The sequence below is a fragment of the Pseudanabaena sp. SR411 genome (genome assembly GCF_002251945.1).
GTDB lineage: Bacteria > Cyanobacteriota > Cyanobacteriia > Pseudanabaenales > Pseudanabaenaceae > Pseudanabaena.
The window spans coordinates 1-20,130 of the sequence record NZ_NDHW01000043.1; the positions used below are offsets into that span (position 1 = coordinate 1).

Consider the following 20,130-nt stretch of genomic DNA (forward strand, 5'->3'; position numbering starts at 1 on the left):
GCGGCGATGAAGGCGATGATGAAGCAAATGGTCGCTGCGAGTAAGCAAGGGATCATGATTACGCCGAACCAACCTACATAGAGGCGGTTTTCGGTGCTGGTGATCCAATTGCAAAACTGATCCCAGATGGAAGCGCTTTCGCGTCTTTGTACTGCTGTGGTCATTAGTTTATGATTGCGTTTGAAATTATGAATTATGTATTTGGCTTTCGCCAATGAATAAACATTATCTTCTTTATTGAGTTTTGTAAAGTGTTTAGAACCCGAATCAGTCTGTAGAGATATCCAATAGGTTTCAACTACTCTCTAAGAGTGAGATTGACTAACTTACTGATGTTACGTGGATAGAATTCCTACGATCATCTAAGGCTAGGGCTGGCACGGGGGCACAGCCCCTACAAAAATCTAAATTATTGGAGTAGGGGCAATCCCCCCGTGGTTGCCCTGTCGTGCTAGCAACAAGAGATTCATCATCTGAGTTCCACGTAACATCAGTAACTTAAAAGACTAGAAGAGCTTCACACTCTCATCTTTACAGCGCTTTGCGCTCAAACCCAAACCAAGAAACAACCTAAAAGCATTGCAAAGCAATGCTTTTAGGTTGTTTCTTGTAGTTCTTTTGCTCTGTAATTGTTGTATAGCTGTCGCCAAGTGTATAAAGACATAAAACCCAAGGAGAGAATGGCGGCGCGAAGCGCCGTCATTCTCTCCTTGGGTTTTGCTTTTGTCCTAACACAATCGACGGAAGCTATAAATTCAAATCCATCCATTAACCATTGCTAGATGTAACGCCTGAAAACGAGTTCGTGCCTTCAGTTTAGACAAAATATTATTGATGTGAAACTTGACTGTACTTTCGCTGATGATTAATTGCTGAGCAATGTCTCGATCGCGTAAACCTTGCGTTAATAACTGCATCATCTCCAATTCGCGCTCAGAAAGGGGATTTGATTCTTTAGCAAATGGGATCGCGATTGCAATTTGTAACTCAGTTGGATGGATATTGATCACACCACCCAAGCTAGAAACAATCAAAAACAATTCCCCAAACAGCGATCGCAGCCAAGTGTGAGGATCAGCAATTTTAGTTTTAGTCTTTGCCACGATCGCCTCTAGCGATATCGATATATCAGAGTAAATTAAGCGACAATAAGCACCTCCGATTTGATTAAGAATTTCGGCAGCTCGCAAAAATACATAATCAGTAGTTAAACTCAGCACTCGTTCTGTCCCCACTAAGGTTAAACGATTGGAGTTCAAAATATGGGCTAGGCGATCAGATAATGAACCTTGGGCGGTGTCTTGATGTTGGCTCATACTTTGCCAAGATTGCTTTTCCTGTTGATGCTTGAACGCACTATCAATAGCGATCGCGGCGATCGTGCAGAGCATCCGTAAAAATTCTAGAAATTCAGGTGGCATCGCCTGATGACTAAAAGCCGCTAAAACCCCCACAACCCTGCCTTTGATTTCCAATGGATAGCCAGCAAAACCGCGAATATTATTAGTAATTGCCCAGTCGCGATCGCCAACCCAAGGTTCATCCGCCAAATGATTACTTAAAAATGAAACGCGATTTTGGGCAATCTTGCCCACTTTATAAGCCCCCATTGGCACTTTTGCAAACCTACCATCAATGCGCGTATACATTCCCGAAGAGGCAACTAGTTTCAAATAATTTCGATCTGGTTCTAGCAACCATACCCGCGCAAAAGCACAATCAAACTGCTCCACGATGCCATCAGTTACTCGATGCGCGATCGCCTCTGGCTCTAGACATCCAGAAAAAGTTTCTGCAATTTCTGTTCCTCGATGCAAATCAAATAAAAGCTTGGTCGGATCGAGTACCTCAGTCATCAAACCTAACCCACAAAGATCACAAAAAGCTTTAGCCCGACAAGCTAGAACTTCCTATATCAATTGAGCCGCAGATCTATGTTTAGCTATGTATATGACGCTACGAAAACCATATAAAAAAAGAGATGTGCTTTGCACATCTCTTTTTTTAATTCGGGCTAGCACTAGGAGTAGGGCTTGGTGAGCTCTCAGGACTTGATGTAGTCTCAGGACTTGGCGAAGAACTTTCAGGACTCGGCGAACTAGTGGGACTAACTGTTGGCGGAGTTGCCTCCTTGGGCAATGGTTTAGTTTGCACTGGAACAGTTTGAGCTGGCTTTGGTTGAGGTTTGGGAATGGGGATAAAATACAAAACCGTTGCCGCGATCGCTAAACTGACCACACCAGCGATCGCTGAGACTGCTTGACTATTTAACTGAGCCTGCGATCGGTAGTCAGAAATTTGCGTCACAAGCTTTAAATCTGGCAAAGTTGTCGGATCGCAACATAGACGATCTAGACTCTCCATCAGGTCAAAAAGCTGGATTGTGTTTAGTTTGATTTGTAACTGCTTGGGACTATGAGCATCAGCTTCATTGAGCAATACCGAAAGTAAATGCAGATGCTTTCCTTCTGGTTCGAGACGTACCTGCTTTTCGGGAATTGCCACCAAAGTATTGCTTTTTAGAGCCTGAGCATAGGCTCCTACTACTTTCACTAAAGCATTGAGCAGTTCCAAACCACCCACAATTGGCTCAGTGTGATGGCTAAAGCGGCAACTAAAACTGGTCAAAATTGACATCACATCACTACCTGTGATGATCCCATCAACCAGCAAAGTACAACTTGGCAAACTATAGCTGCGTTGAATCATTAGGCGATCGCTCCATCAAACAGACTGTTCCACAGGCGAAACTCGCCAGCAACACCACTACACAACAATAACCGAGTCAGCAATTGCAACGCCAACTCACGAATTTCTTCTTTATTCAGTGGTGAAGGCGATCGCATCCGACCGATATATAAAGATGTGAAGCGATCAATATAATTTTCTAAAAAACCTTGGTTTTGTTGCAAACCTAATGCTTCGATCTTGCCCTCAATCATCTGTTGATGGGTACTTAGCAGTAAGCGCAAACCAGTATCTAACTGCTTAGCGATCGTACAGACTATTTTTACCAAAGCCTTTAACTCATCCCAACTTAAACTAGCCCGCTGATAGTTGCGGCGAAGCGGATTAGTATTACGCAGTCGCCAAAAAGCGACACGACTAGGAATCGTCTTTTGTAAGCCTAACTGCTCAATTAAGACCAGCATTACCTCAACTGCTTCTAAATCCAGCGCCTCGATCGCTAGAAGCAGATGATCAATATCCATACGGACGCTACGGGGACAACCCCGAACAAAGTCCTTAGGAACGTGTAAATCGAGGTTTACAGGAGCAGAAATATTTAACTGCATAATTCGCAGTGAAGTTGAACCTAATAGAGTTTACCCAATTGGCAGTTTACCCAGTTGAAAGGCGTTCAGCTACAAGCAATTTATCTAAGATCAACAAAGCCCGTAGCTGAGTGCTTCAACCTTAAGCTTGGCGTGAGTAGTACTCAATAACCAGCAGTTCGTTCACTTGCAATGCTACCCATTCGCGTTCGACAACGCCATTGACCTTACCAGTCATCTTCGCCTTATCAAATTCTAAATGGCTAGGAATGTTGGAAAGCCCTGGGAATTCGAGGTTACGCTCGACGATCTTTTTCGATTTTTCGTTATCTTTAACGCTAATAACTTCGCCTGGGCGCACACCATAACTAGGAATAGTTACGCTCTTACCGTTGATGGTGATATGTCCATGATTTACCAGTTGACGCGCAGCAGGAATCGTCGGGGCAAATCCCATACGGAAAACGGTATTGTCTAGACGCATTTCTAGCAATTGTAGTAATACTAAGCCTGTAGAACCCTTAACTCGTCTGGCTCGACGCACATAGCGCAGCATTTGAGTCTCGGTTAGACCGTAGTTAAAGCGTAGTTTTTGCTTTTCTTCGAGACGCACGGCATATTCAGAGCGCTTTTTGCGGTCTTGACCATGCATTCCAGGTGGATAAGCGTGCTTAGGTTGTTTGCGACTTAGACCGGGAAGCTCTCCGAGTCTTCTGACGATTCTGAGGCGCGGACCTCTATAACGGGACATAGCTCCTTCCTTATTACTGTTGAAAACTTGACAGCCTATCTAGTATATGGCAATTTTGCCAAAAAAACTGACAAAGTTATAAGGTGTTAAATTAAAATTTTTCCCATTTTGTGGCTAATGTAGCAATCCTAGAGAGTGCGACCCGCAGGGTCGCACTCTCTAGGATTGCAAATAAAATAGGATTGCTACACTCAGGGCTGCTAGTTTGACTATTATTTACCCTAACTATTAATTACCCTGAGTATTAAATTTCATAAATTTAAAATAATCGCTCTTAAATCTCATCAAATAGCGATCGCTTCAACTAAATTCCAACGGCAATCGTATCCATACCCAAACAAGAGACGATTGCAAACAATAAACTTTTGTGAGCCTCAATATTTATCCTTCTCTTAACCAAAATTGTATGATTCTCTTAACCCAAGCTTATAGATCTTTCCTGTAGGCTAATTAAGGAAAAGATTAGAGTTCAAGAAAATACATATGTTTTAAGTGTCAGTAAATAGTTAGGTTCTAGGTGCTTACAAAATCTTAATTTTATCTCTGGTGAGATACTCCCCATTACCGCTTGATATTGCTACTGGGCAAGTATTTCATTGGCGATCAATAGAACATTTCTATTTCTGGGCTTGATCCTAAAAAAGCCATTAGTTACGAGAATTTAAGCATCTTCTCGGAAGTACTAAAACTAGTTAAAAAGAATTACTTGATAATTGCACCTGCAATTCTAAACGCTGGTGTCGAGTGATTCTCATATTGTCGTGCTTTGCATTTTTCTTTAGATGCATTTTCTCTATAAGTATTTGTTTAATCATCATTCCCTCTTATTCCACAAGATCTATCAAGGCAACTAAAAATGGCAGCGATTAGCTTAACAACAGGAACAACTTACACTCAAAACTTTGATACTTTGGCAAGTGCTGGTACGAGTTCTACTTTGCCCAATGGTTGGGAAATATTAGAGGCTGGAACCAGTGCAAATGTAAACGGACAGTACACAGCAGGAACTGGCTCTAGTAATTCAGGCGATACCTATAGCTTTGGAGCGACTGGAAGTCCTGAAAGAGCAATAGGCGGATTGCAATCGGGTACTTTAAATCCTACGATTGGCGCAAGCTTTATCAATGACACTGGCTCTACGATTACAGCTCTTAATATTGACTTTACGGGAGAGCAGTGGCGTTTAGGCACACTAGGCAGAGCTGATCGCATTGATTTTCAATATAGTTTAGATGCAAGTTCTTTAACAACAGGAACTTGGATTGATGCTAATGCGCTTGACTTTACATCTCCAACTACCACTGGTAGTACAGGCGCTCTTGATGGTAACGCAGTAGCTAACAGTGCCGTGATCGCCAACACGCTCTCAGGCTTGTCGATTACACCAGGAGCTACGGTTTGGATTCGATGGAATAGCTTTGATGCTTCGGGTGCTGATGATGGGCTAGCGATCGATAATTTTTCGATTACCCCAATTACAGGTGCATCTCCTACGGCTGGCGTGACGATTACTCAGTCAGGTGGTAATACCAGTGTGGTAGAAGGCGGAGCCAGTGATAGCTACACGGTTGTTCTCAATACTCAACCAACAGCGGATGTCACGATCGCGATCGGAAATACTGCCCAAACTACAACTAGCCCTACAACAATCACCTTTACACCTGCCAACTGGAATATTGCTCAAAATGTAACGGTTACAGCCATTAATGATACGGTTCCAGAGGGAGCGCATACAGGGAATATTACCCATACAGTTACTAGCAGTGACGCGAACTACAATGGGCTGGCGATTAGTGGCATCATCGCAAATATTACCGAACCTAACGCATCTAACTTTTTAACCAAAATTGGTGGTTATAGCAGCACTAACGGCGCTGAAATTCCTGCCTTCGATCCAGCTAGCGATCGCCTATTCGTTGTTGCGGGTTCTGTAGTAGAAATTCTCAACTTGGCAAATCCTGCAAGTCCTACCAAAATCGGTGACTTAGCTTTTGATACTACGGGCGATCCAGATGGTGCGACAGTGGGAGGCTTTGCACTCGTTCCAAATAGTGTAGCTGTTGGTAAGGCTGGAACTGTGAGCGCGGGAATTGTCGCTGTGGCGATCGCGATTACCAATGCAACTACTGCGAACGAGAACCTTGGTGAAGTGCAATTTTTTAGTGCTGCCGATGGCGCTTATCTAGGAAAAGTAAATGTGGGTTACTTACCAGATATGCTGACCTTCACACCCGATGGCACAAAGATTTTGGTTGCCAATGAAGGTCAACCTAACAATGCTTACACCATCGATCCCGTAGGCTCCGTTAGTATCATCAATCTCGCTAATGGGGTAGCTTCCGCCACTGTACAGGAAGCCTCTTTTGTTCCCTTCAACGACCAAAAGGCTGCTTTGCAAGCAGCAGGCGTTCGCATCTTTGGACCAGACCTCAGCACCGCCAATCTGACAGATACAGTGAGTGTGGCTCAGGATTTGGAACCAGAGTATATCGCTTTCTCAGGTGATGGAACCAAGGCTTGGGTGACTTTACAGGAAAATAATGCGATCGCTGTAGTTGACATTGCCACTGCGACGGTGGAATCAATTCGACCATTGGGCGTTAAGGATCACAGTCTTAGCGGCAATGGATTTGATGCTAGCGATCGCGATTTAGGGGCTATCAATATTCAAAACTGGCCAGTGGTTGGACTCTATCAACCTGATGCTATTGCTTCCTATAGCTTTAACGGTCAAACTTACTACGTCACAGCCAATGAAGGTGATTCTCGCGGATATACTGGCTTCTCTGAAGAGGTACGAGTTGGGGCTGCTGGTTATGTTCTTGACCCAACCGTTTTCCCTGATGCTGCTACGCTTAAAAACAATGCCAATTTGGGAAGACTTCAACTTACTAATGCAACAGGCGATTTAGATGGTGATGGTGATATTGATCAAATCCAAGCTTTTGGCGCTCGTTCCTTCTCAATCTGGGATAGCAACGGTAATCGGGTTTATGACAGTGGCGACGATCTAGAACAAATTACGGCTGCGGCTTTCCCAACTAGATTTAATGCCAACAACGACAATAACAACTTCGACGATCGCAGCGACAACAAAGGTCCAGAACCAGAAGGCGTGACCGTCGGTGTAATCAATGGTCGCACCTATGCCTTTATTGGCTTAGAGCGCATTGGCGGAGTTATGGTCTATGAAGTGACCAATCCCAATCAGCCCGCTTTTGTGCAGTATCTCAATACTCGCGACTTCAGTGCTGCTGTAGCTGGTGACTCTGGACCAGAGGGGCTTACCTTTATCTCTGCGAGCGATAGTCCCAACAATCAGCCCCTACTGGTGGTTGCTAATGAAGTTAGCAATACCGTGGCAGTGTATAGCGTTAACGCAGGAACTCGGATTAGTGACATTCAGGGCAGTGGACACAGATCACCTTTAGTTGGTCAGTCTGTTACGGCTGTACCAGGGATTGTCACCGCGATCGCTTCTAATGGCTTCTACTTGCAAGATCCCAATCCTGATGCCAATGATGCAACTTCTGAAGGCATTTTTGTATTTACATCTTCTGCGCCAACGGTACAAGTGGGAGATTCAATATTAGTTAACGGAACCGTAAGTGAGTTCCGTCCAGGCGGATCGGCAAATAATCTGACTATCACTCAGATTATTAGTCCCGCGATTACCAAGCTTTCCAGTGGTAATGCTTTACCCACTGCAACTGTTCTCGGTAATGGTGGACGAGCGATTCCTAACCAGATCATTAGCAATGATGCAGCTAGTGGCAATGTGGAGAATGCTGGTACTGTGTTCGATCCTGCTCAAGATGGCATTGACTTCTACGAAAGCTTAGAAGGAATGCTGGTGCAAGTGAACAATCCTGTAGCAACTTCACCCACCGCCAACTTTGGAACATCGGAAGAAATTTGGGTATTGGCAGACAATGGCGCTAATGCTACCAGCCGCACTAGCCGAGGCGGCAGCTTGATTACCGCTAATGACTTCAATCCAGAACGGATTCAAATCGACGATCTCAACAATTCCTCGGTATTACTGCCCGATGTAAATGTCGGCGCTCAACTTAGCTCGATTACAGGTGTCGTCAGCTACGATTTCAACAACTACGAAGTGTTGGTTTCAAATGCGCCAACGGTAGTGCAGCCTTCCACTTTACAAAAAGAGGTCACTAATCTAACGGGCAGTGCCACACAATTGACGGTAGCTACCTTCAACGTGGAAAACCTTGATCCTAGCGACACGACATTTAATGCGATCGCCAGTGCAATTGTCTCCAACATGAAGTCACCAGACATCATTAATCTGGAAGAGATTCAGGACAACAATGGCGCAACTAACAATGGTATGGTCGATGCTGATATAACTCTGCAAACGCTGATTAATGCGATCGCTGCCGCAGGTGGTCCTACTTACGAATATCGCCAAATCAACCCAGTCAACAATCAAGATGGTGGCGAACCTGGTGGCAACATTCGCGTTGCTTTTCTGTTTAACCCCAACCGAGTGGATTTTGTTGAAGGTTCATTACAACGCTTGACCGATACCAACCTTGCTGATGGTGACGCTTTTGCTAGTAGCCGCAAACCTCTTGTAGGCAAATTTGTCTTCAATGGACAGGAAGTAACTGTCATTGGTAACCACCTAAATTCCAAAGGTGGCGATCAACCTTTATTTGGTCCTAATCAACCGCCAAATCTGAACAGTGAAGTCCAACGCACCCAGCAAGCCACCATCGTCAAAGACTTCGTACAAGGACTGTTGGCAACCAACCCCAATGCTAATGTCGTGGTAGCAGGTGACTTGAATGACTTCGAGTTCTCTAATCCCCTCAGCATTTTGGAAAGTGGTGGGTTGAATACTTTGATTGAAACCCTGCCAGCTAACGAGCGCTATACCTACAACTTCCAAGGCAACGCCCAGACACTGGATCACATTTTAGTGAGTAACAACCTAAGTAGTAATCTTGATGGTTTTGATGTGGTTCATATTAACTCTGAGTTTGCCGATCAGATTAGCGACCACGATCCTATTGTGGCAAGGTTTAATCTGACAACAGTTCCGAATGTACCAGCAAACTTTTCCATGCAAATCCTGCATGGAGCCGACTTTGAGGCAGGTGTTAGTGACCTTAGCAACATCCTAGGCTTCTCAGCAATCGTCAACAAGTTTAAAACAGCTACGGATTTGCCTGCAAACGTTGTCGCAAATACGCTAATTCTCTCGGCTGGTGACAACTACATCCCTGGAGCATTTTTTAATGCTTCTAGCGATACAAGTCTAAATGGAGTTGGTGGACTAGGTTCTAGCTCTGCTCCTGTCTTGGGACGTGGCGACATCGGTATCCTCAATGCGATCGGTGTTCAAGCCTCTGCCTTGGGTAATCACGAGTTTGACTTGGGGCTCAACCAAGTTGCTGGCATCATTCGCACTGGTAGCGGCAACCCTGGTACAGCATTCCCTTACCTCAGTTCTAACCTAGACTTCTCCCCAGAAACTGGCTCAGGCAAGCCCTTTGCCGCTAGCGATTTCTCTACTAATCCAGTTGCTGAAGCCAGCACAATCAAGGGCAAGATTGCTGAAAGCACCGTTATTACGGTTGCTGGTATTGACGGAGTTCTAGGAACAGCCGACGATCAAAAGATTGGTATCGTTGGTGCAACCACTCCAACTTTGCCAACAATTAGCTCCAGTGGCGCAACAATCGTTACTCCTGGCAATCCTAATGATTTTGCAGCTTTGGCAGCCGAGATTCAAAAGACTGTGGATCTACTCACTGCACTGGGTATCAATAAAATCGTTCTGCTGTCTCACTTCCAACAATTTGCGATCGAAAGTGAGCAAGTAGCTCCTCGCCTCAAAGATGTCGATATCGTCATCGGTGGTGGTTCTAATACCCGTCTACTGGATGACAATGATATCCTCCGCCAAGGGGACACTGATCAAGGTGACTATCCAACTTTGAGATTTGGTACTGACGGCAAGCCAATTCTAGTTGTCAATACCGATGGTAATTACAAGTATGTTGGGCGCTTGGTTACAGAATTTGACAACGATGGTGTCTTGCTTACCGATAAGCTCAACTCGACCATCAATGGTGCTTATGCCACTGATGCCGCAGGCGTTAATCGCGTTTACGGCGAGACTGTCGTTGCTCGTGAAAAGGCTAATGCTAATGTGGTGGCGATCGTTGACGGTATTAGTAATGTAATCGCTTCTAAGGACAATGTAATCCTTGGCAAAACCAGCGTATTCCTAAATGGAACTCGCGGTGATGTCCGCACTCAAGAAACCAACTTTGGTAACTTGACTGCTGACGCTAACTTAGCTTTGGCTAAACAGGTTGACTCGACCGTTACTATCTCCATTAAAAATGGTGGCGGTATCCGTGACAATATTGGAGCTTTGGCAGTACCTACTGGAGCTACAGGTTTAGAAGATGTCATCACGCTTCCTCCTCAACCCAATCCTCTTGCCCCTAACAAGCAAGAAGGTGATATTTCCCAATTGGATCTAGAAAATTCTCTGCGATTCAACAATGGATTGACCTTGATCACCCTTACCGCTCAGCAATTACTTTGGGTGATTGAACATGCAGTAGCTGGTACTGCTCCAGGTGCTACTCCAGGACAGTTCCCTCAAATTAGTGGTCTGTCTTTCAGCTTTGACCCAACTAAGCAAGCGATCGCCTTTAACACTAGTACTGGTGAAGTCACCACCCAAGGCAACCGAGTTCAAAATCTGGTCGTACTCAATGACGATGGAACGATTAAGGATGTAATTGTTCGCGATGGTGTATTGGTTGGCGATGCCAGCCGCACCTTCCGCACGGTCACACTTAATTTCTTAGCTGGAACTGCTGCTCAGACTCCCGCTAATGCTCTTGGAGGCGATCGCTATCCTTTCCCTGTGTTTGTGGCGCAAAACCCCAGTCTAGCCAATCGTGTTGACCTTCGTGGTGAAACCGCTGATGTTAACCTCAATGGCGTGATTGATACTGCTCCAGTTTTGGATGCTGGCAAGTTCACCTTCGCTCTTACTGGCTCAGAGCAGGATGCTTTAGCTGAATACTTAGGCGATCAGTTCAGTACTAATCCTTTCAACGCTGCGGATGTTGCCGCTAACCTTGACACACGCATCCAAAATCTCAGCGTCCGTCAAGATCAGGTGCTTACACAGGTCACCAACTATGAGTTTACTAACTTGCCAACCTTGGGGACAGCTTCTAATGGTCAACAGATCTCACTGGGTGGTTTCTCTGGCTTGTATTTCCAAGGACTAGCCGATAATGGCAATCTCAAGTTTGTGACTAACACCGATCGCGGTCCTAATGGTGAACCAACGGGTGCAAATAGACCTTTCCACCTTCCTAACTTCCAACCCGAAATCGTCAGCTTTGAGCTTAACCGCGCTACTGGCGAAGTCACGATTACCAATCGCACAGGCTTATTCCGTCCCGATGGTACAACTCCATTAACAGGATTGCCTAACCTCCAAGCAGGAGCTAATGGCACAGCCTACACCGATGAAATTGCCGTTGATTTGAATGGAGCAGTTTTACCAAACGATCCTTTGGGTGCTGATCTTGAAGGAATTGCAGTTGCGGCAAATGGTGACTATTGGATGGTGGATGAATACCGTCCTGCCATCTATCACTTTGATGTGAATGGAAAACTCCTTGATCGCTTTATTCCCCAAGGCACTGCCACTGCACCGAATCCCGATGCACCTGCTGGCACCTTTGGTACAGAAGCGTTACCCGAAGTCTATGCCCAACGCCGCAATAACCGAGGCTTTGAAGCTGTGGCTCTAGAAGGTAATAAACTCTATGCCTTCATTCAGAGTGCGATCGACAATCCTGACAATGCTAGCGATACAACTTCTAGAGGCTCGCGCAACCTTCGCGTCTTGGAATTTGACATTGCTTCCAAAACCGTCACTGGCGAATACATTTATCTGCTCGACAGTATTTCTGCTAGTGGTAATGCCAAAACTGACAAACTCGGCGATGCTGTTTCTCTTGGTAATGGAAAATTTGCGGTTGTCGAACGCGATGACCTTGCCACTTCTGCCTCCAATAAATTGATTTATCAAATCGATTTGAGTGCAGCTACCAATATTTACAATGCTAACTTTACCCTCCCCGCAGGCAAAACTGCGATCGAGCAACTCACTCCTGCCGAACTCGCCAGCGCAGGTATTAATGTGGTCACCAAGAGCCTGATTGCCAATGCCGCTCAATACGGTTACACGGGTGTAGAAAAGCTGGAAGGTCTAGCGCTGATTGGACCCAACCAACTTGCTCTAATTAACGACAATGATTTCAATGTTTCTGGCAATACACCAACCGAGAAGCTGGGAATTCTTGAGTTGAGCAAGACCTTGCCTGTTTCTGCGATCGACTTCAGTGGCGCTAACTACACAGTTACCGAAGGCAACGGTTCCACAACTGCAACCGTTCGCATCACTAGAACAGGGGATGTATCGGGAACAAGTACTGTAGAACTTCAATTGAATGATGGTACGGCAACGGGCAGCGTGATTCCTCCCACATTTGCTCAAACCAAGGGTGCTAGCAGTTCTGCAACTCCCTATCTAATTCCCACGGCAGCAGGTGTCAGCTTTACATCAATCTTGACCGCAGGCGATAGCATCGGCGGCTACAGAATGGCTGGCATTCCTGACGGGCTTGGTTCCTTTGATAACGGCGATGGTACATTCACTGTTTTGATGAATCATGAGATTCCCAATACTGGTGGTGTAGATCGCGATCATGGCTCAAAAGGTGCATTTGTCTCCAAGTGGGTGATTAACAAGTCCGATCTTTCAGTTGTAAGTGGTGACGACCTGATTCAAACTGCCTATACTTGGGATGGTTCCAACTTTGTCCAAGGCACAACTGCTTTTTCTCGCTTCTGTTCTGCGGATTTAGCCCCTGTTTCTGCTTTCTATAACAGTGCTACGGGGCTTGGTACTCAAGAGCGCATTTTCTTAAATGGCGAAGAAGGTGGTCCTGAGAGTCGAGCCTTTGGAAATATTGCCACAGGAGTCAATGCAGGTACTACTTATCAGTTGCCTTACCTTGGCAAATTCAGTTGGGAAAATGCTGTAGCTAGCATTACCGCAAGTGATAAAACTGTCGTTGCAGGACTGGATGACAGTACTGGTGGTCAGGTTTACTTCTATGTGGGTAATAAAACTAACACTGGTACTGAGATTGATAAAGCTGGACTCAACAACGGTAAGTTGTTTGGTATCAAAGTAGATGGGCTGACATCTGAAACCAATACTACTACTTTGACCTCGGGGAGGTTCGCTCTATCCGATTTGGGAAGCGTCCAAAATACAACAGGTGCAGCACTAGAAACTGCTAGTAATGCTAATGGTGTAACCAACTTCCTCAGACCTGAGGATGGCGCATGGGATCCCTCAAATCCAAGGGACTTCTACTTTGCTACCACAAACAGCTTTAATGGTCCTAGCCGTCTCTGGAGACTTCGTTTTGATGACCCCACTAATCCTGAGGCAGGTGGAACTGTAGAAATGGTGCTTGATGGTACTGAAGGTCAGAAGATGCTTGACAACTTGACCATCGATCGCTACGGACATATTTTGCTTCAAGAAGATATTGGAGGACAAGATCCTCTTGGCAAAATCTGGCAGTACGATATCGCCACCGATAAGCTCACCCAAATCGCTCAACACGATCCAACTCGATTTTCGCCTGGAGCCGCTAATTTCCTAACTCGAGATGAAGAATCTTCAGGAATTATTGATGCTCAAGAAATTCTCGGTGCAGGTTGGTTTTTACTGGATGTCCAAGCTCACTACAGTATCCCAGGAGAAATCTATGAAGGCGGACAACTTCTGGCTTTCTTCAATCCTGATACTTATAAGGCTTCTTTACTGGACTATAACAACAAGCCAATTACCGTAACCTTCGCTGCTGGTGAAACCTTCAAGGATGTGCAGATTCCGATTGTGGGAGATACCAATCCTGAAGCTAATGAAACCATCAACTTGAGTCTGAAGAATCCTAGTTCTGGTACTTTGATTGGTATCAATCAACCCAAGGCGGTTTTGACAATTACCAACGATGATGTCAACAGCGCCCCAGTTCTGACAGGTACTCCTGCAACTCTTGCTGCTGGTTCAGAAGACACAACCTACAAGATCGCAGCAGCAGACCTGCTAGCTGGATTTACCGATGCGAATAACGATGTCCTGTCTATATCTGGCCTGACTGCCACCAACGGCACTCTCACCAAAAACACAGACGGAACTTACACCTTCACTCCCGAGGCAAACTTCAATGGCACGGTTAATTTGAGCTACAACGTGATTGATGGTAAGGGAGGCTCAGTAGCTGCAACCCAAACTATTGCGATCGCTGCTGTTAACGATGCCCCACTAGGTACAGTATCGATTTCAGATACCACACCAACAGAAGCGCAACAGCTTGTTGCTAGCAACTTGTTTACTGATGTTGATGGTTTAGTTAATGCCATCTATACCTATCAATGGCAACAATCAGATATTGGCGGCGGCACAACATTCACCAACATCGTAGGCGCGACCAACAGCACCTTTACCCCCACTCAAGCTCAGGTCAATCGTCAATTGCGAGTAGTACTGAGCTACACCGACGACCAAGGCACATTGGAAACATTGACCTCAGTCCCCACAATTGTTACTGGCGATTTATTCTTTGGTACTTCTAGGGTCGATACCTTCACGGGGACTAATGGTCAGGACATTATTTCTGGACTTGGCAACAACGATATTCTGAACGGGCTTGCTGGTGATGACACATTCCTCTATACCGTTGGTGATGGTAGAGATATCGTTGATGGTGGTGCTGGTAACGACACCCTGAATATTCTTGGTAAAAACAATTCTGAGACTTTGAGTGTAGTCTTCAATGGAACACCAGTTTCAATAATTGCAGGTGGTACAGTAACCAACGTTGAATCCATTACCGTCGATCTACTTGATGGTATCGATACCCTTGATTACGGCTCAACTACAGCCGATTTGACGGTTAATCTATCCACTGGGTTAGCATCTGGCTTTACTGCGATCGCCAACATCGAGAACGTCACAGGCGGATTCGGTAACGACTTTATCACTGGTAACAGCGGCAATAACACTCTCCGTGGTGAATTTGGTGATGACATCTTAGATGGTGGTTTAGGAGGCGATCGCTTAATTGGTGGAACAGGCAATGACACTTACATTGTGGATAACATCAATGACAATATCTCTGATTCCTCTGGGATTGATACTGTTCTGTCCAGCATTAACTGGACTTTAGGTAACAACCTCGAAAATCTTATCATCATTGATAACGGTGATATTAACGGCACTGGTAACAACCTCAATAACATCCTGATTGGTAACATTGGCAACAATATCCTTGATGGGAAGAATGGCGCTGATACAATGTTCGGCGGCTTAGGCAATGACACTTACATTGTTGATAATGTCAATGACGCAGTTAATGAGTTGGCGAATGAAGGTATAGACACTATTCTTTCAAGCATCACCCGCACTTTGGAAGCTAATGTCGAAAACCTGACGCTCACTGGCAACAGTACGATTAACGGAACTGGTAATGAGTTGGACAACATCATTATTGGAAACAATCGGAACAACATTATTGATGGCAGATTTGGAACAGACAATCTCATTGGTGGTCGAGGCAATGACACTTATATTGTCGATAACTTGGGTGACTCAATTACTGAGGAATTGAACCAAGGTACAGACTTGGTGAAATCCAGTGTGTCATGGACTCTAAGCGAAAACCTTGAGAACTTGACTCTAACTGGTAGTGCAAACATCAATGGTACTGGCAATAGCGTCAATAACGTTATTACAGGAAATGATGGCAACAATACTCTCAGTGGCGGATTTGGTAATGATTCTCTAACTGGTGGTTTGGGTGCAGATGTACTTGTTGGTGGGTTTGGAAATGACACCCTTTTCCTCGGTCTTAATGACGGAGCCTCTGATAGAGTTGTCTATAGCCTCGGTGATGATAGTGATGTTGTAAATCAATTCCTGCGTGGAGTTGGAGGTGATTTACTCCAGTTCAATAACATTGCTGCTGTTGATGTGCGGACTGTCGGTGGTAACACTCAGTTCCGATTGGGTGATGGTGTTACTGGTAATGGAGGATTTGCGAATGGTTCGCTCTTGCTAACCTTGAATGGAGTCACTGGTTTTACTTCTATCAATATCAATGACAACATCTTGGCTGGTTCCATTTCTACAACCTTCAACTTCAGCTAGGTTTTTTTAGATAATTACTAGAAGTTCGTACGCTTTATAATTCTTAAAACACCCTGTCCATTTACGGACAGAGTGTTTTATTTTTTTGCGATCGCCATTCATACCATCAGACAGCGATTGCCACCTCACCCCACAAACCAGTGATCGCCACTCACTTAATCTCAAAGGGTGATCATTTAATCCCATACTAAGTAGCGATTATCATCCACACACTCTCAAAAACAAATCAACATCTATCTATGTTAACAGCCTCAAATTCAATCGCATTAATTTGAGTTCTAGATATTCTGATGCCAAGGAACATCTCAATGCTTCGCCTTCGGAGCTTTTGAAGAAATAGCTGAATGTATTTCCCACATTTTTTGAAATGACATTTCGGCATAGTTGGGCAACTAATAATCAGCAGTAAGACCTGACCTAATATGCATTGTGGAGATTTTCAAATATCTTCTAGCGAATATCAACTAAAGGAGATTGCAAGGTATAAGTTTGATTATCAATTTGGTATGTCATCAATGCTTCTATCTGCCGAACATCAGAATAACTAATTTGACTAGAAAAATGATATTGTTGAGGTGCAATTTCTAAAGGTCTAAGAACTAATTCTTGTGAAGATAAAGATATAAAAGGTTGATCACTATTTTTTAAATAAATATCAACAGTTTTAATTTTAACAAAAATAGTTTGTTCAGTTTTATTTTCAAAAGTTACGCTCCACATTGCATAAGAAATGGGGCGATCTTTACTATATGGGACTCCTACAGGAGAGAGCGTTGGGTCTTCTTGCCATGCTTGAAGTTCCAATGGTTCACTGACAACAATAATATGCTCAATATTTCCTTGAGATTGCATCCGCATGTTTTTCGGCTCAACTGTTTGATTAAGATTGGATGTTAACGGTTGGGATAGAAGACAACTTGAAATGTGAATACTACTAGTAACAGCAATACCTAATGAAAATAGAATAAAAGAAGCTCTTTTTATTTTCATTGAAAAGACTCCAAGACTGTACTTAATTTGAGACACAGTCTATTTAGAAATTATGCAACGTTAATTATGTTGAAATTGTTGCGGAAATCATTATAGGAAATAGTTCTAATTCCGTTGGCTTCTCCAGTTTGGGTGGCTGCCCAAGGATTATACAAAGTTAACATTCCAGTGGAAGTGTTGGCATTAATAATGACATATTCATGACTTCCCACAATTCCATTGCTAGGCTCAGGAATTGTATCTGCGGTCATCGCACTTCCACTAGATAAAGTATTTGCGATTGTAGATAAGCTCATGAATACACCTGCTCTCGATCCTAAGTTCGAATAGCTTGTATCAGCATAATAACCACCATCAACTCCTGAAATAGACGGCATTCCACGATATCCCCAACCACCTTCAATACTCTCATAGCTATTAGCAGTAGCTCGTTGAGTTATACCTTGTTCAGCAAACTGGGCATAGGCTTTTTCTGCAAGGGCAACCCATAAACCAACACTATTATTATCATAATAAGCATATCGTTGATCGGTATAAAACACTCCATCGCTACCATAACCAGCAACATTAGTAGGAAGATCACGGTTAACAGTCACATAATCTGCATCTAAAAGAGCATCACCATTAGTTTGTCCATAAAGTCGAACAGTGAACGTTCCATCACTATTATCGATGAACATATCCATGATTTTTGATAAGCGTTTAAGAGCATTAGCTGCTAAAGACGCAACAAACCAACAATCACCTACAAATCCTTGCTTAATGTCTGTATAGCTAACTGTATTATCTGTTCCAAATAAAGTGCCATTCGTGTAGGTATAATTCATCATATGTCTGACACCATTGTCACTAACTACTGCTGTAGGACGATCTGTTCCCAAGAACCATTTGCCTACAAGATTTTCCATTGTAGTAGCACTACTACCTCCATATAGATTGCCAATTCCTGAGCGTTCATTAGCTACATTTCCGTTAGCAATCTTATTCGACAGAACTTTTACATAATCCGCCATTCCGAAACGACTAGAGTTGCTGAGAATAGTACGCAAATCAGTCAACTCATTGGCATCGACAATCCCATTATCTTTAGCATCACTAAAGATTGCAATCATGTCGTTACGGTTTAAGTTACCATCGGCTGCTAGCGATCGAGTTAGCTCTCTAATTCCAGTGTCACTTAAATTTTGGGCATACCAATCACTACTGACAAAAATAGTGGAATAGGCGACGTTGTTTGATTCATTGCTTTCAGTTACGTAGTTAAATCCATCAGCTTGGAACAAAATGTATTTTGTTCCTGTTCCCCAACTGCTGTTATAGGTAAAATTCAAGCTGTTGTATTGTGAAGATCCTGTATTCAATGCACCAACATATTGATAGTTGATGGATGTATCATTGCCATCCAAAATTGTGTCGTTTGAAAGCCAGTAACGGACATAGCTATATCCTGCACTAGCGTTACCATTGTTTTTAGTAGATGCGCCAACACTTACACTGCCGCCAACAGTGACCGTACTTGTGGCTGTTTGTCCTGTAATTACCAAGTCTGGACTAGGTGATGCAACAAAAATAGTGGCATAGGCTAGGTTGTTCGACTCATTACTTTCAGTGACATTTCCATAACCATCAGCTTGGAATAGAATGTATTTTGTTCCTGTTCCCCAACTGCTGTTGTAGGTGAAATTCAAGCTGTTGTATTGTGAAGATCCTGCACTTAACGAATTAACGGACTGCCAGTTAATAAATGTATCACTGTTATCCAATGTTGTATCGTTCGAGAGCCAGTAGCGCACATAGTTACTGCTGGCACTCGCATTACCGTTGTTCCGCGTGTATGCACCGATGCTCACATTGCCGCCAACTGTGACAGAATTAGTTGCTGTTTGTCCTGTAATTACTAAATCTGGACTGGGTGATGTAACAAAAATAGTGGCATAGGCTAAGTTATTCGACTCATTGCTTTCAGATACATAGCTAAATCCATCAGCTTGGAACAGAATGTATTTTGTTCCTGTTCCCCAACTGCTGTTGTAGGTAAAATTTAAGCTATTGTATTGAGAAGATCCTGAATTCAATGCACCAACATATTGATAGTCAATTGATGTGTCACTACTATCCAAAGTCGTATCGTTTGAGAGCCAATAGCGCACATAGCTATATCCTGCACTAGCATTGCCATTGTTTTTTGTGTACGCACCAACACTTACACTGCCGCCAACAGTGACCGTACTTGTGGCTGTTTGTCCTGTAATTACTAAGTCTGCAAAAGAGCCGATAATGCCATCACCATTAAGATCGAAATTAAAATTAGACTCTTGAGCCAGGGCATCGGTAGAATTCAAAGCCAATGTACTACCAGAGTATAAATAATTCCAATTACTATCCATAGTCCAGACTAATGCTGAGTTTGTACCTGCATTTTTCCATAGGACTTGGTTCTGTCCCCCGACCATTTCAACAGCTAATGTCTGCCATCCTGCATACATATTCGTGTAAATGGCTTGACCATTGTACTTGATCGAAATGGGAGTATTTGTGCCAACTTGCACATACAAAAAGTTCCCTGTATCTCTTAACAGTTTTGTATTCCCTAAGGATTCTATCGAGGAGAATGTATTTCCTAACTTGCCATCTCCATTGAGGTCTAAACCAAAGTTGCTCTCTTGKGTCAGCGCATCAGGACTATTTAATTTAGATACTGCTGAAGTCGATAGATAATTCCAATTACTATCTGCTTGCCAGACTGAAATAGTATTGTTAATTGTATCTTTCCAAAGAACGCGGTTCTGACCACTAACTGTTTCAACAGCTAGGGT

The 20,130-nt window shown here is 43.9% G+C and carries 7 protein-coding genes and 1 pseudogene; 1 reads left to right on the top strand and 7 read right to left on the bottom strand.

The genetic code is table 11. From position 1 onward, the window contains the following. From B9G53_RS02875 to rpsD, 5 genes and pseudogenes are all read right to left on the bottom strand, one after another. A pseudogene (locus B9G53_RS02875) lies at window positions 1-164 on the bottom strand (photosystem II q(b) protein); the annotation flags it as partial. 591 nt (window positions 165-755) lie between these two features. Continuing rightward, on the bottom strand, window positions 756-1,856 hold the full coding sequence (locus B9G53_RS02880; protein WP_094528867.1) for a LuxR C-terminal-related transcriptional regulator: 1,101 nt from the start codon (window positions 1,854-1,856) through the stop codon (window positions 756-758). 148 nt (window positions 1,857-2,004) lie between these two features. Then, window positions 2,005-2,709 (bottom strand): DUF4335 domain-containing protein, encoded by a 705-nt coding sequence (locus B9G53_RS02885; RefSeq protein WP_094528870.1) that lies wholly within the window; start codon window positions 2,707-2,709, stop codon window positions 2,005-2,007. After that, the gene (locus B9G53_RS02890; protein ID WP_094528872.1) at window positions 2,709-3,296 is read right to left on the bottom strand and encodes a DUF3038 domain-containing protein; all 588 of its coding nucleotides are present in this window, start codon (window positions 3,294-3,296) and stop codon (window positions 2,709-2,711) included. Before B9G53_RS02890 ends, B9G53_RS02885 begins: the two co-directional genes overlap by 1 nt. Before the next feature lie 121 nt (window positions 3,297-3,417). Further along, a complete protein-coding gene (gene rpsD, locus B9G53_RS02895) occupies window positions 3,418-4,026 on the bottom strand; it encodes a 30S ribosomal protein S4 (protein WP_094528875.1) in 609 nt (202 codons plus the stop codon). Between the two features lie 856 nt (window positions 4,027-4,882). Between rpsD and B9G53_RS28340 the strand changes: the two genes are divergently transcribed. After that, window positions 4,883-16,324 carry a choice-of-anchor I family protein gene (locus tag B9G53_RS28340; RefSeq protein ID WP_254923528.1) on the top strand — a complete coding sequence of 3,814 codons (11,442 nt, stop codon included), beginning with the start codon at window positions 4,883-4,885 and terminating at the stop codon, window positions 16,322-16,324. 450 nt (window positions 16,325-16,774) lie between these two features. On the opposite strand, the gene B9G53_RS02910 is transcribed toward B9G53_RS28340, so the two are convergent. Next, window positions 16,775-17,350 carry a hypothetical protein gene (locus B9G53_RS02910; RefSeq protein ID WP_141211688.1) on the bottom strand — a complete coding sequence of 192 codons (576 nt, stop codon included), beginning with the start codon at window positions 17,348-17,350 and terminating at the stop codon, window positions 16,775-16,777. Window positions 17,351-17,364: 14 nt separating this feature from the next. Further along, on the bottom strand, window positions 17,365-20,130 hold a 2,766-nt coding region (locus B9G53_RS02915; RefSeq protein ID WP_094528881.1), incomplete at its 5' end, for a CARDB domain-containing protein.

Bases quoted from the DNA above. Each gene is read 5' to 3' on its own strand.
- B9G53_RS02890 (WP_094528872.1), bottom strand. From the start codon at position 3,296: ATGCAGTTAAATATTTCTGCTCCTGTAAACCTCGATTTACACGTTCCT.
- B9G53_RS02880 (WP_094528867.1), bottom strand. From the start codon at position 1,856: ATGACTGAGGTACTCGATCCGACCAAGCTTTTATTTGATTTGCATCGA.
- B9G53_RS28340 (WP_254923528.1), top strand. From the start codon at position 4,883: ATGGCAGCGATTAGCTTAACAACAGGAACAACTTACACTCAAAACTTT.
- rpsD (WP_094528875.1), bottom strand. From the start codon at position 4,026: ATGTCCCGTTATAGAGGTCCGCGCCTCAGAATCGTCAGAAGACTCGGA.
- B9G53_RS02885 (WP_094528870.1), bottom strand. From the start codon at position 2,709: ATGATTCAACGCAGCTATAGTTTGCCAAGTTGTACTTTGCTGGTTGAT.